Annotated in this window: 9 protein-coding genes; 2 read left to right on the forward strand and 7 right to left on the reverse strand. The window is 60.5% G+C overall.

The features are described from left to right. Positions 1 to 89: 89 nt before the first annotated feature. The 6 genes from hflC to AC127K_RS05910 form a co-directional block, all read right to left on the reverse strand. Positions 90 to 983 (reverse strand): protease modulator HflC, encoded by an 894-nt coding sequence (gene hflC / locus AC127K_RS05885; RefSeq protein ID WP_483721924.1) that lies wholly within the window; start codon positions 981 to 983, stop codon positions 90 to 92. A 19-nt stretch (positions 984 to 1,002) separates the two neighbouring features. Further along, complete coding sequence (gene hflK, locus AC127K_RS05890; RefSeq protein ID WP_483721925.1) at positions 1,003 to 1,992, reverse strand: FtsH protease activity modulator HflK; 990 nt, start codon at positions 1,990 to 1,992, stop codon at positions 1,003 to 1,005. A gap of 355 nt (positions 1,993 to 2,347) precedes the next feature. Next, positions 2,348 to 2,932 (reverse strand): nitroreductase family protein, encoded by a 585-nt coding sequence (locus AC127K_RS05895; RefSeq protein WP_483721926.1) that lies wholly within the window; start codon positions 2,930 to 2,932, stop codon positions 2,348 to 2,350. Between the two features lie 72 nt (positions 2,933 to 3,004). Then, the gene (locus AC127K_RS05900; RefSeq protein ID WP_483721927.1) at positions 3,005 to 3,697 is read right to left on the reverse strand and encodes a peptidoglycan-binding domain-containing protein; all 693 of its coding nucleotides are present in this window, start codon (positions 3,695 to 3,697) and stop codon (positions 3,005 to 3,007) included. A gap of 25 nt (positions 3,698 to 3,722) precedes the next feature. After that, positions 3,723 to 5,645, reverse strand: coding sequence for a peptidoglycan-binding domain-containing protein (locus AC127K_RS05905; protein WP_483721928.1), 1,923 nt, complete (start codon positions 5,643 to 5,645; stop codon positions 3,723 to 3,725). Between the two features lie 747 nt (positions 5,646 to 6,392). Next, entirely contained in the window at positions 6,393 to 13,526 is a 7,134-nt protein-coding gene (locus tag AC127K_RS05910; RefSeq protein ID WP_483721929.1) for an FILTED domain-containing surface protein, read from the reverse strand. 300 nt (positions 13,527 to 13,826) lie between these two features. Here AC127K_RS05910 and AC127K_RS05915 point away from each other — a divergent pair, with 300 nt between their 5' ends. Together AC127K_RS05915 and AC127K_RS05920 are read left to right on the forward strand one after the other, a co-directional pair. After that, positions 13,827 to 13,952, forward strand: coding sequence for a hypothetical protein (locus AC127K_RS05915; protein WP_294542132.1), 126 nt, complete (start codon positions 13,827 to 13,829; stop codon positions 13,950 to 13,952). Further along, on the forward strand, positions 13,949 to 15,493 hold the full coding sequence (locus AC127K_RS05920; protein ID WP_483721930.1) for a recombinase family protein: 1,545 nt from the start codon (positions 13,949 to 13,951) through the stop codon (positions 15,491 to 15,493). Before AC127K_RS05915 ends, AC127K_RS05920 begins: the two co-directional genes overlap by 4 nt. Here the strand turns inward: AC127K_RS05920 and AC127K_RS05925 are convergent. After that, on the reverse strand, positions 15,490 to 16,098 hold the full coding sequence (locus tag AC127K_RS05925) for a hypothetical protein (protein ID WP_483721931.1): 609 nt from the start codon (positions 16,096 to 16,098) through the stop codon (positions 15,490 to 15,492). The genes AC127K_RS05920 and AC127K_RS05925 overlap by 4 nt on opposite strands. Between the last annotated feature and the right edge of the window lie 135 nt (positions 16,099 to 16,233).

Genomic DNA, 16,233 nt, shown 5'->3' on the forward strand with positions numbered 1-16,233 from the left:
TCCTCTTTTCATACCGCACAAAAGCGCCCCTGCCATACGGCAGGGGCGCTTTGCTTTATCCATTTACCGGAAGGTTTTCCCGGGCAATCTTACGCGGTCTTGTTGTAGAAGATCTCGGCCAGAGGGGAGCTGCGGTCCAGGAACAGCACATTGTCCCCGCTGCCCTGCAGGCTGGCCCGGGCGGCGTCCAGGCTGCGCACAAAGCTGTAGAATTCCGCCTTCTGGGGGTCGGCGTAAGCATCGGACAGGATGCGCATGTACTCCGCCTCGCCCTCGGCTTCCAGCTTTTCGGCATCGGCCTGGGCGGCACTGAGCATGATCTGCACCTCCTTGTCGGTTTGGCTGCGGATCATCTGGGCCTCGCTCTCGCCCTGGGCGGTGTAGCTGGCGGCAATGTTGTTCCGCTCGCTGATCATGCGGGTGTAGACCGCCTCCTTGTTGTCGTCGGGCAGGTCCAGGTGTTTGGTCTCCACGGCGATGAGCTCCACCCCGTAGGCGTCCAGGTTATCCCCCACCCCGTCCCGGATGGCCCCGGCCAGGGCGCCGCTGCGGCCGCTGATGACCTCCGCCTGGGTCATGCCGGAGATGGTATTCTTCATGCTGTTGTACACCAGGTTGGAAAGGCGGCTTTCGGCGTTGGCCACGCTGCCGTTCAGGGTCTGGATGAACTTCTGGGGATCGGTGATCTTCCAGAGGATGAAGCTGTCCGCCACCATGGTCTTTTTGTCCTGGGTGATCACGTCGGACACCGGCAGGTCATACAGCAGCACGGTGTTGGGCATCTTGTCCACCGTCTGGATCACCGGCACCATAAAGCTGATACCCGGCCGGGAGCGGATGCTCACCACCCGGCCGAACTGCCGGATGACCGAATATTCATTGCTGCTGGTCACCACCATGCTGCCGTTGACCAGCAGCACGGCCAGGACCACCACCAGCACTGTCACGGCCCACCGGGCCGTTTTCTTGGTTGTCTTTTCCATCTATGTACACTCCTCTTGCTTACTCGGTGGTTTCGGGTGCGAAGGCAGCGGCCGGGGCGGCGGTATCGCTCATGTCGAACATGTCCAGCCGGGTGCCGGATCCGTCGGTGATGATGACCCGCAGCCCGGGCAGCACGTCCTCCATGGCCTCATAGTACATCCGCTGCTTGGTGATGGCCGGATACTTCACATACTCGGCGTACATCTCGTTGAAGCGGGCCACCTGGCCGTTGGCTTCGTTGATGCGGCTCTCCTTGGCGGCCTCGGCGTTCTGGCGCACCTGGTCGGCCTGGGCCTCGGCGGCGGGCAGCTGTTCGCTGCGGTATTTGTTGGCGTTGTTCACGGCGGTGTCGGCGCCCTGTTTGGCGTTCTCCACTTCCTTGAAGGCGGCCAGCACCTCCGCCGTGGGGGGCTCGGCGTCCTGGATGGTCAGATTGACCACCTGCAGGCCGATGGCTTCGGCCTCGATGCGGGCGGCCAGCTTGTCCTTGATCTCGCTCTGGATCTGGTTCTTGCCGGTGGTGATGACCTCATCCACCGGGTACAGCCCGATGGTGTCCCGGATATAACTCTGGGCCAGGGTGCGCAGGATCAGGGTGGGTTCCTGGCTGGCATACAGATAGGCCACCGGGTCCACCACCCGGTATTCCAGGAAAAAGTCCACGTTCACAAAGTTCAGGTCGCTGGTGATCATCAGGCTTTCGCTGATGGTGGACTCGTTGGTGGCGCTGTCGTAACCGATGGAAATGCCCTTGATGGTCATGTCCACCTTCTGTACCCGCTGTATAAAGGGGATCTTGAAATGCAGGCCGCTGGTGGATACGGTGTGGGGCACCCCGAAGGTGGTGATGACGGCGTTTTCCTGTTCGCGGATGCTGTAGACGGAATTGCCCAGCAGCACCAGCACCAGGACGACCAGCACCGCCACCAGCCCCAGCCCCCGCAGACGGCGGGCGCCTTTGGCGGCGCCGTCCCCCTGGGGCATGCGGAAATTCAGATTCAGGTTCATGGTACTCCTCCTTGCCAATGAGATTTGGCACAGCCCGGGTCAGGGTCGGCGGGGCGGGTCCGGGCGAACCGCCCCCGAAACGAAAAGATAAACAAAAAAGACTTTTGCCCCAGGCATCACCTGTGGTAAAAGTCTTGTCAACCCTTGCCGGGGGCTTGAATATCCGAGCCTTGCGGCTGTGCTTGTCGGAATCCAACACAACGGGCGTTGTGCAACTACTCCCTTTCGTTAGGATGTATCATATCATATTGTTATTTTATTGTCAATAAGGCGGTTTCACAATTTTCACACATAAAATTGTGGAAGTTCCACAAAAAAAGCGGACGGTCCTGCAGCAGACCGCCCGCTTTTAGGTTCAGAATTCGCCCAGCAGAATCTCTTTCATGGCGCGCTTGGGCACGCAGTAATCCCGGTTTTCGTCCAGGTAGTACCGCACGTCGTCCCCCTGCATGGGGACCACACGGCTGTGGTGGGCGGGATAGCCCAGGGCCACCACGCTGTGCAGCCGCAGGCGTTCCTGCTTATCCAGGCCCAGCAGGGTCTTGATGGCGGGACGGTCGATGGCGCCCATGATGCAGCTGCCTACCCCGTGGCCCCAGGCCGCGGCGGTCAGACTGCCCAGAGCCAGCCCCGCGTCGGTGTCGTTGACCCCGGGCAGGCTTTCGTCCTGGAACACCGCGATGAAGGCGGTGGGGGTCTCCCCTGCCTTGGGCTGGCCCTGTTCCGGCGGCAGGAAGGCCGCCCAGCGGACCAGATGGTTCATCTCGGCCACCACACTGGGGGTCTGCACCAGCACATATTTCAGGGTCTGGCGGTTGGCACCGCAGCTGGCGATGCGGGCCGCTTCCAGGGCATCCCGCAGCACTTCCTCGGGCACGGGTTTGGGCAAAAACCGCCGGTAGGTACGGCGGCCCCGCAGGAATTCCATCACATCTTGCATGGGCTACATCTCCTTGTTCTTCCGATTCGGGCCGCGCCCGCTTTTCTTTATTTTTATTATAGCACAGCCATTTCAGGAATCAATCACCGTTTGGGTGCGCCCGATGCCCACCACGGCAACGGTGAGCTTTTTCCAGGTGCTGCAGCCGCAGACGCCGTCGGCGGTGAGCCCGAAGCTGCGCTGGGCCCCCTGCAGGGCGGTATAGGTCCTGCTGCCGAAGATGCCGTCCAGGGTGCCGGTGCTGTAGCCCAGAGCGTTGAGGGCATCCTGCAGGATCAGCACATAGGTGCTGCGGTCCCCCTTGCGGCAGGTGGGGTAGCCCGCGGTGGTGCCGGAACAGGCGGGCGTGCCGTACCGGCGGTCAAAGTGGACCCAGGTGGGGGTCATGGACAAGGGTTCCACATACCCCCAGGCCCCGGTGGCTGTGGCGGCGGCGTGGATCTTGCGGCGGTTGGCGGCGGTGGTGCTCTGTCCCACGTCAAAAGCCACCCCGGCGTAGTGCTGGCTGGCGGTGCCGTGGCCGCCCTCCCAGATTCGCTTGAAGGCGTACCCCACCGGAATGCCCGCCCCGTAGGTACGGCGGGTCAGGTTCCAGGCTTCCATGGCGGCGGTGGTGGTCCACAGCACGGCGGCGTTGGAGGAGCCCCGGAATTCCCGCAGGGTCAGGGTATTGCCGTAGCTGTAGGGCATGGGATCGTTCTCACTCAGATCCCGGTAGATCAGGAATTTGTTGGCATAAACATCGTACACAAACAGTTTGGCCATAGCGGTCCCCTTCTTTCTGCGGCGCTCAGCTTTCCTGTGCCGCGTACGGGGCCGCTGCCGCACGCAGACTCAGCCAGGTGGCGTCATCCACCACGCCCACCGGGTCCAGGCCCACCTTTTCCTGGTAGGCTTCCAGCACCGCCAGGGTCTGGGCGTCCAGCACCCCGGTCTCCTCCACAAAGCTGTAGCCGCAGTAGACGCTGCCCAGCACGTTGAGCCACTGCTGGACCTGCAGCACGGCGGGACCGGCGCTGCCCGCCGCCAGAGCGGCCCCCGGCCAGACGCCCGCCGGTTCCGGCGCCGCAGCGGAGGGGGTGACGGTGTACAGAGCGGCGGCGGCATCCGCAAAGGTCTGCCAGTCTTCCGGCCCCACCTGCCCGGTCACCGGCAGGTTCAGCAGCTTCTGGGCTGCCTGTACGGCCAGTTCCACCGCCGCATCAAAGACATCGGTCTCGGCCGGGGCCGGGATATCCGGCAGCCACTGGGCCAGGAAGGCCAGCATCTGGGACAGGACCAGCACCTCGGTGCCCACATCCCCGGGCACCAGGGTGCGGGCGGGTTCGGGCAAGGGGGAAAGACGCACCACCGGCCCGCTGGCGGCCATGCGCATGGCGTTCTCGTAGATGCTCTGCCAGGTGGCTGGTCCCACGATGCCGTCCACGGTCAGCCCCGCCTGCTGCTGCCATGCCTTCACCGACTCGGTGGTGGCGGCGCCAAAGACGCCATCCACCGCCACCGAAGGCACACCGGCCCAGTATTCGGCAATGAGGCGCAGATAGTACTGCAGTGCCCGCACCGGCGTTCCGGTGCTGCCCTGGCGCAGGGTGGTGACGAACTGTCCCGGCTCCACCCCGGGTTCCACCAGCTTGTTGGCCACGGCGATGCCCACCTCGTTGAGTTTGGTCCAGGTGGTTCGGCCCACCACCCCGTCGGAGGTCAGACCGAACAGGCTCTGGAAGGCTTTCACCGCCGCCGCGGTGCCGGACCCGAAGCTGCCGTCCACCGTCACCGTCTGCAGGGTGGGGTAGTTGTCGGCGGCGATGCGCAGCCAGAACTGCACCAGCCGCACATCGTTGCCCTTGCTGCCGGTGCGCAGGGCGGTGCCGGGGTAGGCGGTGCCGCCCATGTCACTCTGCACATCCACCCAGGCGCCGTACAGGGCATCCCAGGTGACCTGCCCCACCACGCCGTCGGCGGTGAGGCCGTTTTCGGACTGGAAGGCTTTCACCGATCGTTCGGTTCCGGCGCCGAAATTGCCGTCCACCGTCAGGTCGGGGATGGCGTTGTCAAATTCAGCCAGGGTGGACAGCCAGAACTGCACCAGCTCCACATAGGCGCCGGTATCCCCCCGGCGCAGCACCACCTCGGGCCAGACGCCGCCGGTGACGGTGCCCGCCCAGCTTTCGCCCTCGCTGGTCAGCTGGGCCAGCTCCTTGACGCTGACGTAGATGAAGCTGATCTTGTACCAGGTGGCCCGCCCCACCACCCCGTCGGCGGTGAGGGAGAAGTATTTCTGGAACGCCTTGACGCTGCTTTCGGTGGCGGCGTCAAAGGTGCCGTTGACCGTAGGCTTGCCGAAGGCCGGGTAGTCCTTGGCAATGCGGTCCAGCTGCCGCTGGATGATCCGCACCGACGTGCCGGTGCTGCCCAGGCGCAGAGCGGTACCGGGGTAGCTTTCGGGGATGGCGGCGATGTTGTTGGTGGTGACCAGGTTCACATCATTGTCGTAGTAATACCGCAGGATCTGCAAAGCAGTCTTGCCCTCGTTGGCCCGGTCCACCGTCCCCCACTGTTTCATTCCCTTGCAGGTCACCAGCTTGCCGTCACAGTACTCGGTGAAGTAGGGTTCGGCATCTCCGGTGCGGCGCACATAGGTGGAGAAAAGCTCCGCCGTCAGCCGTTCCATGACAGCATAGACGGTGCGGCCCTCGGTAAAGACCTGGTCCACGGCCGGAGAGCCGGTGATGTTGAAGTTGTAGCCCCGGCTGGGATACCACTCGGTCCAGATACGGTTCAGCGCCAGACTGATCTGGGCCAGGATATTGGCCCGCAGGGCCTGTTCCGGCCAGGGGGGACATTCCTTTCCACGCCGGAACCAAAAGTGCTGTCTTGCCGCTGTTTCCGGTCCGGAAGCACAAAACCGGCGTCCTTTTCTCCCACTTTATCCCCACTTTGTTTCCACCTTGCCCCACATCCACACATTTTGCGCCACTTTTTGGGCAAAACAATGCAGGATGGTGCCTTCTCCCTCCATAAAAAACCAAAAAGCCCCACGCAGAGAATTTCCGCGTGGGGACAAACCCAGGGTTTGCTGTGCGTTGGGTGCAACTTCCGGCGGGGCTGCCTTTCCCGGCTGCTCCTCTGCCGCCTTGCGGGGCGCCCTGTCTGGCTGCTTCGCAGCTGTTTCCGTCCTCCGCGCCCTCTTGTGGGCAGAGCGCCCTTTTGTGGGGGCAGAGCACCGACTTTTTCCGGTCAGGTGGGATATGGCCGGCGCGGAATGCAGTCCGGCGGCGAAAGATTGGCACATCGTTTTTCCCGGGATCGTCCGGATGGATGCTGTCTTTCCCGGTTTCTTGTCCGTTTCCGGACATTTGCCAGGGATCTGCCAACATAAAAAGCCCCGTGCAGACGGAACTGCACGGGACTTTTATTCAGGCGTTTTCCTTCGCCTTAGGGTCAGGGATTGCGCGATGCATCAAGCATTCGCCTGATCATCTTCATCGGGCTCTTCGCGATTGCGCATGCTCAGAACCGCGATGACGATCTGGATCACTGCGATGATGACCATCAGCAGAGTCCACTTGTCCACGAAGACCATGGGCAGGCTCATATCCTCGGTCAGGATGAAGACGATGATGGCACCGATGCCGGGGATCAGGCTGACGAGGCGCCAGAATCCATGTCTGTTGACCTCATATTCAGTCCGGGTCTCGCCGGTGGTCTCATCTTCCTCTTCCCGACGATTTCTGCCGATGAAATAACCGATCAGCAGAATCAGGCTGCCAAGGGCCGTCAGGATGGTCAGGATCAGGTTCAGCAGAGCCCAGGCCGCGTTGCCGCCAGCCAGCGGGGTCTCGCCTTCGCCGATGGTTTCTTCTTCGCCCTCACCTGCTTCGGGAGCCAGCGGAGTTTCCTCTTCCTGGATCTCTTCCTCAGCGGGCGCCTGCGTGGCTTCCGGTGCGGCCGTCACAGAAGGACCGCCGGTCGCGGGCACGGTGGGCGTGGTGGGCCCAGCCGGAGTGGTGGGCGTAGTGGGCGTGGTCGGAATCGTAGGCGTGGTGGGAGTCTCCGTCGGGGTGGGTTCAACGTCAGGACCAATTTCCTTGTAGTAGAAGGTGATGACGTTTTCGCCGGTGCCGATGGTGATGCTCTGCGGGTTCTTGTCGCTGGTCATGGTGTAGCCGGGGATGTTGATGGCACTCTCGGTCACCGTAGCGCCAAAGGTCTGGCCGCCCACAACCTTCGCACCATTCAGCTCACGGGCGGTACCGTCTTCCAGATAACGGACCGTGTAGCTCAGGTCGGTGCGGATGCTGTATGTGCAGACAAATGCGTGCACGCTGTCCTTGGTAACCTTGGTATCGGCAGGGCTCCAAACACCATTGCTGTAACCATTAATGGGAGTGGTTCCGGGCATGGTAGCGACAGCGCTGCCATTTTCAGACCGGTTGCCGTTTTCGTCGCGCAGAACCAGCCAAGCGAACTTCTGACCATTGCCGCCTTCCGTCCAGGTGCCGTTGACAACGTCGAAGGTAACCTTAACCTGATCCTTATCAGGGATACCATCCGGCTCTTCGCCGTCATCGCCGCCACCCTTCACATCTTCTGCAAAGAAAACGGTGAACGTGGTATCCTGGGTGTAGCTCTTTTCGAACATCGGCTGAGATTCACCATACGCCACGACATTTTCGGCGTTTCTGCCATCAGACCAGTAGTCGGCGACGTAACCAGGCTTTTGGAGAGTAACAGCAGGTTTTTTGCCGTCATTCTTGCCACCAGGAGTCGCCGTCATTTCTTCAATGACATGCCCGCCGGCACGCTTAAAGGTAAACGTCTCAGACTGAATGGTAACCGTGCCGATGCTCTCATCATTGCTCTTGTACGTCAGAACAATCTGAGCATAGTCAGGCACACCGTCGCCACTACCGCCATCCGGGCCACCGCCCTTCTTGTCTTCGGCAAAGTGAGCAATGAAGGTTACATCCTGACCGTAGGCATCGGCAGCGAAGGACTTCATTTTTGCATTATAGTCTTCTTCCTGATCCGTGCTGCGGGTCCAGTAATCAAATACATACGGCTGACCTTTGATCACTTTTGCCTCAGCTGCGGGAGCCAATGCCGTATCGTCCGCACCCTTTTTAACGACTTCCCGGGTCTTGCTAACGGTACCCGCTTTATCGTTGTTTACCTGATAGGTAAATACGATTTGGTCCTTATCGGCAGTACCATCCGGATCATTCTCGTTATAATCCTTACCAATGTCGTCAATGTCGTACTTAATGGTAATCACATTAGCATCAACATTTTCAGTAATTGTCCGAGTTCCGGCGTCATCCTCGAGATAGATAAAAGTCTTGTTGTCATACTGTTTCTGCTTCTGCAACTGAATCAGTTCGCTCAAAGCCGTCCCATAGTCAACAGCCGCACCATTTTCTTTATCTGTCCCGTAAACCTGGCCATAACGATCAAGATATACATACTGAATGGTATAGGTGTACTGACGGACCGTCTTGCTGAATGCTGCATAGTAGACTTCGTTGCCATCTACTGTCGGCAGTTCTTCCGCAGCTGTACCGCTCTCCTGGTCTGCACTCGTTGCCCAGCCAGCAAACTGGTAGTCATACTGTGCGTCGGAGGCCTTCGTCGGCTCGTCACTGTTGTACTCCGGCTGGCTGCCGTATGTGACGTCGATATCTTGTTCCAGCTGCGTCTGGCCGTCCTGGCTCATCCAGGTCACGGTGTAGTCGCTGCGGACCGTCTTGCTGAATGCTGCATAGTAGACTTCGTTGCCATCTACCGTCGGCAGTTCTTCCGCAGCTGTACCGCTCTCCTGGTCTGCGCTCGTTGCCCAGCCAGCAAACTGGTAGTCATACTGTGCGTCGGAGGCCTTCGTCGGCTCGTCGCTGTTGTACTCCGGCTGGCTGCCGTATGTGACGTCGATATCTTGTTCCAGCTGCGTCTGGCCGTCCTGGCTCATCCAGGTCACGGTGTAGTCGCTGCGGACCGTCTTGCTGAATGCTGCATAGTAGACTTCGTTGCCATCTACCGTCGGCAGTTCTTCCGCAGCTGTACCGCTCTCCTGGTCTGCGCTCGTTGCCCAGCCAGCAAACTGGTAGTCATACTGTGCGTCGGAGGCCTTCGTCGGCTCGTCACTGTTGTACTCCGGCTGGCTGCCGTATGTGACGTCGATATCTTGTTCCAGCTGCGTCTGGCCGTCCTGGCTCATCCAGGTCACGGTGTAGTCGCTGCGGACCGTCTTGCTGAATGCTGCATAGTAGACTTCGTTGCCATCTACCGTCGGCAGTTCTTCCGCAGCTGTACCGCTCTCCTGGTCTGCGCTCGTTGCCCAGCCAGCAAACTGGTAGTCATACTGTGCGTCGGAGGCCTTCGTCGGCTCGTCGCTGTTGTACTCCGGCTGGCTGCCGTATGTGACGTCGATATCTTGTTCCAGCTGCGTCTGGCCGTCCTGGCTCATCCAGGTCACGGTGTAGTCGCTGCGGACCGTCTTGCTGAATGCTGCATAGTAGACTTCGTTGCCATCTACTGTCGGCAGTTCTTCCGCAGCTGTACCGCTCTCCTGGTCTGCACTCGTTGCCCAGCCAGCAAACTGGTAGTCATACTGTGCGTCGGAGGCCTTCGTCGGCTCGTCACTGTTGTACTCCGGCTGGCTGCCGTATGTGACGTCGATATCTTGTTCCAGCTGCGTCTGGCCGTCCTGGCTCATCCAGGTCACGGTGTAGTCGCTGCGGACCGTCTTGCTGAATGCTGCATAGTAGACTTCGTTGCCATCTACCGTCGGCAGTTCTTCCGCAGCTGTACCGCTCTCCTGGTCTGCGCTCGTTGCCCAGCCAGCAAACTGGTAGTCATACTGTGCGTCGGAGGCCTTCGTCGGCTCGTCACTGTTGTACTCCGGCTGGCTGCCGTATGTGACGTCGATATCTTGTTCCAGCTGCATCTGGCCGTCCTGGCTCATCCAGGTCACGGTGTAGTCGCTGCGGACCGTCTTGCTGAATGCTGCATAGTAGACTTCGTTGCCATCTACCGTCGGCAGTTCTTCCGCAGCTGTACCGCTCTCCTGGTCTGCGCTCGTTGCCCAGCCAGCAAACTGGTAGTCATACTGTGCGTCGGAGGCCTTCGTCGGCTCGTCGCTGTTGTACTCCGGCTGGCTGCCGTATGTGACGTCGATATCTTGTTCCAGCTGCGTCTGGCCGTCCTGGCTCATCCAGGTCACGGTGTAGTCGCTGCGGACCGTCTTGCTGAATGCTGCATAGTAGACTTCGTTGCCATCTACTGTCGGCAGTTCTTCCGCAGCTGTACCGCTCTCCTGGTCTGCACTCGTTGCCCAGCCAGCAAACTGGTAGTCATACTGTGCGTCGGAGGCCTTCGTCGGCTCGTCACTGTTGTACTCCGGCTGGCTGCCGTATGTGACGTCGATATCTTGTTCCAGCTGCGTCTGGCCGTCCTGGCTCATCCAGGTCACGGTGTAGTCGCTGCGGACCGTCTTGCTGAATGCTGCATAGTAGACTTCGTTGCCATCTACCGTCGGCAGTTCTTCCGCAGCTGTACCGCTCTCCTGGTCTGCGCTCGTTGCCCAGCCAGCAAACTGGTAGTCATACTGTGCGTCGGAGGCCTTCGTCGGCTCGTCACTGTTGTACTCCGGCTGGCTGCCGTATGTGACGTCGATATCTTGTTCCAGCTGCATCTGGCCGTCCTGGCTCATCCAGGTCACGGTGTAGTCGCTGCGGACCGTCTTGCTGAATGCTGCATAGTAGACTTCGTTGCCATCTACCGTCGGCAGTTCTTCCGCAGCTGTACCGCTCTCCTGGTCTGCGCTCGTTGCCCAGCCAGCAAACTGGTAGTCATACTGTGCGTCGGAGGCCTTCGTCGGCTCGTCGCTGTTGTACTCCGGCTGGCTGCCGTATGTGACGTCGATATCTTGTTCCAGCTGCGTCTGGCCGTCCTGGCTCATCCAGGTCACGGTGTAGTCGCTGCGGACCGTCTTGCTGAATGCTGCATAGTAGACTTCGTTGCCATCTACTGTCGGCAGTTCTTCCGCAGCTGTACCGCTCTCCTGGTCTGCACTCGTTGCCCAGCCAGCAAACTGGTAGTCATACTGTGCGTCGGAGGCCTTCGTCGGCTCGTCACTGTTGTACTCCGGCTGGCTGCCGTATGTGACGTCGATATCTTGTTCCAGCTGCGTCTGGCCGTCCTGGCTCATCCAGGTCACGGTGTAGTCGCTGCGGACCGTCTTGCTGAATGCTGCATAGTAGACTTCGTTGCCATCTACTGTCGGCAGTTCTTCCGCAGCTGTACCGCTCTCCTGGTCTGCACTCGTTGCCCAGCCAGCAAACTGGTAGTCATACTGTGCGTCGGAGGCCTTCGTCGGCTCGTCACTGTTGTACTCCGGCTGGCTGCCGTATGTGACGTCGATATCTTGTTCCAGCTGCGTCTGGCCGTCCTGGCTCATCCAGGTCACGGTGTAGTCGCTGCGGACCGTCTTGCTGAATGCTGCATAGTAGACTTCGTTGCCATCTACCGTCGGCAGTTCTTCCGCAGCTGTACCGCTCTCCTGGTCTGCGCTCGTTGCCCAGCCAGCAAACTGGTAGTCATACTGTGCGTCGGAGGCCTTCGTCGGCTCGTCGCTGTTGTACTCCGGCTGGCTGCCGTATGTGACGTCGATATCTTGTTCCAGCTGCGTCTGGCCGTCCTGGCTCATCCAGGTCACGGTGAATTTTTCTGGAACCGGTGTATAGCTCGCATAGAATCTATTATTGTTAGCCGTAATTGTAAAATCAGTAGCTTTTTGAGTAAATTCGTCGTCAGTATACCATCCGCTGAAGACATACTTTACGCCATTAACAGTTTTTTCACTTGGATACGACGGAGCCTCAACAGTAGTGCCGATCTCAACCCACCCTTGCTTAACAGCAGAGCCGAAATCGCTACTGCCTGCGTCTTTCAAATAGAAATAATAGGTGGTCTTTTGCTTCGTCACAATGTCCACGTTCATATCCACATGATAACAGAACGCGCCCTCAACCAAGTCGCTTCCACTGGCATCCGGGTTGTCGGCATTAAATCCCGGAGCACCCTTTACATGACCAATTTTGTAATAAGTATACGAGATGTTAACATCATCCGGGTCTTCACCATAAATCTGGGCAATTCTTTCCTTGGCAGTAGCTTCATCAGGTCCCTTCACGACACGGTTGCCAATACTGGTTGTATTTTCACCATTTGCCAAGCTCAGTCCGGAAACATCCAACTGGCCATCTCCAATGTAGAAGAAGCTACCATTTCCGGTATCTGCCGGATCTTTATCCGGGCGGACCGCATAGAAGTAGGCTGTTACAACAGTATTCGGGGCTTCACTTACCTCAATAGTGAAGGTTTCAGTTTTAGTAGACCATCCCCTATATTGATGAATCAGTTTAGTTGTACCCGCTGCATTACCAGTAACACTAACCGAAGATCCGGACCCAGAAACAGTAATGTATTTTGTATCATCTTGACTGTTATTATTCTGGGTGTACCAATAGTTGGTATAGCCCGAACTCGTTCCTGTAACTGTGATAGTTTCCCCAACATCAACCTGAATAACTTGGCCATTTGCCAATACACTCGGCGCATTGGCGGCGTCATTGAGGCCGTTCTGCGAGAAGAAGCTCATCAGCGGTGCAGAGGTGGGTGTAGGCGTGGGGGTCGCTTCAGGCTCTTCTTCCACCTTCTTGGTAGATGCCACCACAAAGGGGCTGAAAGAGGACACGGAGACAGTGGCCACACCATCCGCGTAGGAGCCGGTATCCACCGTGTTATCGCTGTTGATGTGCGCGACAAAGTAACCGTCGCCGGCTTCCAGATCGGTACCGGTGATGGCAACAGGGACCTTGTCTTCCAATTCAGCGCCGGTCAGGGCGATATCCCAGGCCTGCAGCTCCACGATTTCGGTGTTTTCGGGCAGGGCTTTCTCCACAGCCGTCAGCTGATCGTTCGTCAGCTCGGTCTCGGTCATGGTGAGAGCTGCCTCCGCCGGCAGGGTCGCGGTGACCGTAGCGGTAACACTGCCCGCCTGGGTGGACACGCTTTCCACCGTGGCAGGGGTCTCCGGCTCCGCTTCATCCGACAGCCCCGCTGCATCCATCTCATTTGCGGGCGCTTCCTCAGCCTGCTTCTCTTCAGTCTTCTCAGGTTCCGCGGTCGGCGCAGCCGTCGGGTCCGGAGTGGCCACCACTTCAGGGGTAGCCTCCGGTGTGGGGACAGCCGTCGGCTCCGGGGTCGCTACCACTTCAGGCGTGGCAGCGGGTTCCTCGGTGGGCGTCCCAGACTCCTGCGCAGGGTCTGTCGGGGTTCCCTCGTCATTGTTCTCCAAAATGACGGAGTCCTCGCTTCCTGTTTCATTCTGAGGAGGATCGGTTTTCTGACCATCCTCACCATCGGCATCGCCGCCTTCCGTAGACGCCGGCTCTTGCTCCACGACCTGCGTTTCAGACGGCACATCAGTTGTGCCCTCATCCACGGCGAAGGCCTGGACCGGAGTCAGGGAAGCCAGCATCGCAAAGACCAGCAGTACGCTGATCACGCGGCGTGCCTTGAACCATAACTTGTCCATATAGTTCTCCTTTCCGGGTGCACAGCACCCTTCACTAATTGCCTCATCAGAGGACAATTCATGACTTTATGCTCCTATCATACACCCCGCCGGTCACAATTTGGTCACAAAACCCCTGCGAGAATAGAAAAGCCGGCTCTTTTTTCAAACTTTTTCCGTTTTCTGTCCAAAACAGGTCCATTTCCGTTCGCCGCGGGCGGAAATTTTGTGCTGTGGACCGTCCCGCACGCATGGGCGGCCCCTCGGCCTGCATACCCATAAAGGGACCGCACCTGCTATTTTCCGGAAGGAGGTCCTTTCATGAAACAGCCGCCGCTGTCCATACGGGAAGTATTTCTCACCGCCGATCTGTCCCAGCGCCGCCGCACCCTGTGCCGGCTGGCAGAATCCTGGCTGCGCACCGTTGTCCGGCAGGTCCGGGGATGAGGGCCGCCATCTACTGCCGCCTGAGCAAGGAGGACGAAGCCCTGCCCGACGGTCCCCGGGAATCCGAAAGCATCCAGAACCAGCGCGCCATGCTGCTGGACTACGCCCGACAGCAGGGCTACGAGGTGACGGGCATCTATACCGACGAGGACTACTCCGGCATTGACCGCGGCCGCCCCGGATTCAACCGGCTGCTGTCGGCCGCCCGGGCGGGGGAATTCGATGTGATCCTGGTCAAGACCCAGTCCCGCTTCACCCGGGATATGGAGCTGGTGGAAAAATACCTGCACGGGTTGTTTCCTTTGTGGGGCATCCGGTTCATTGCGGTGGTGGACCATGTGGACACCGCCGACGCCGCCGGCAAGAAAAGCCGGCAGATCAACGGCCTCATCAACGAGTGGTATCTGGAAGACCTGTCCGCCAACGTCCGCTCGGTGCTCACCCACAAGCGGCAGGCGGGGCAGTACATCGGCGCCTTTGCGCTGTACGGGTATGCCAAGGACCCGGCCGACCACAACCGTCTGGTCATCGACCCGGAAGCCGCCGGGGTGGTGCGGCGGATCTTCGGGCTGTATCTGGCCGGATATGGCACCACCCGCATCGCCCGCCTGCTCAATGCCGAGGGCATCCTGCCGCCGGGGCGCTACCGCCTGCAAAAAGGAACCGTACCTTATTATAATGGCGAAGCTTCCGGGCAGAGCTGGACCAAGGCCACCGTCCACCGGCTTTTGACCACCCGCACCTACGCCGGGGACCTGGAGCAGGGGCGGCACCGGCGGGTGAGCTACAAGTCCCGCCGGACCGTCTGGCTGCCCCGCCAGGACTGGATCGTGGTCCCCCACACCCATGAAGCCATCATTGACCCCGCCGATTTCCAGCGGGTCCAGCAGATGCTGCATGGTCGGGCCCGCAGCGGCACCGGCGGCCAGGTCCATCCCCTGGCGGGCAAGGTGGTCTGCGGTCTGTGCGGCCGGGTGATGGAGCAGACCGGTTCCGGCCGCACAGGGAAGGACGGCCGGCGGCCCCGGTATTTCCGCTGCCGCACCGCCCTGGCCGACAAGCATCTGTGTCCCGGCCAGCCGTACCTGCCCGCGGCGGCGCTGGAACAGGCGGTGCTGGAAGCCCTGCGCCGGCAGCTGGGCCCTTTTCTGCAGCCCCAGGACCCGGCCCTGCTCCCCGCCGACCGGGAGCAGGCCGCCCGACAGGGGGAGTGTTCCCGGCTGCGGGCAGAGCTGGCCCGCCGGGACGCCGCCCTGGAAAGCCTTTACCTGGACAAATGCAGCGGCCTGTTGGAGGAAAGCCAGTTCCTGGCCCTGAACCGCCGTCTGCGGCAGGAGAGTTCCCGGCTGCAGGAGCGCCTGCAGGCGCTGGAATCCGCTCCCGACGCCGCAGCCGCCCGGGCCGCTCTGCAGGCCCGACTGCGGGAAGCCGCCGCCCTGCCCGTGCTGGACCGGGCCCTGGTCAGCCTGACCATCCGGCAGATCCTGGTGTACCCGCCGGATGGCGGGGCCCGCCCCATCGAGATCCGCTGGGATTTTTAACCGGTGCGGCGTGGAAAGCAGCGTCCCGCCCAGGTGGGATAGACCTCGCCGGAGGCCACGGTGGCGATATATTCCTGAAAGGGCACCGTCACATTGCGGGCGGTCTCGGTGGGGCGGCCCAGATGCACCGTGATGGTCTTGGGCACCACCACCTCGGTGAGCACCCTGCCCTGGGGGCAGTTTCCCGCCGGGGCCGGACCGCTGCCGCCCCGCCCCGAAAACAGGGGATGGGGCGGAATGGTCACATTGTTTTCCGCCGCAATGCCCGCGGTGGCCACCGCGGCATCGGCGGGCAGGAACTGCAGCCGCGCCACCGTCTCCTGTCCGTCGAACACCTGCACGCCGCTCAGACGCACCGTCTGCCAGCCTTCCTTTTCGGCCACCAGGTCATACACGGCGTAAGGCCGCACCGACGTGTTCCCCTCGTCCAGACTGTAGGAACGGTCGGGGGCGGCCAGCCCCGTCTGTACGGCGGTGCCGTTTTCGTCGGTTTCCAGGCGGGCCACGACCACCCCGGTCTCGTCCAGAACGGTCACCCGCACCCCCGCCAGCGGCGCGGCCTGTTCGGCCAGGGCCGCGGCGATCCAAATACTGCCAATCGGCATAGGTAACACCTCCCTGCCAACAAAATATGTTTTTCCCCGCACCCCTGTGCCCCCGCGGCGGAAAAAACAGGGCGGTGCCCTTCCCATTTTTCCGGGTTTGCGCTATACTGAAGGAAACAAATCCTTGGGGGGTAT

This window comes from Subdoligranulum sp. DSM 23681, assembly GCF_057005535.1.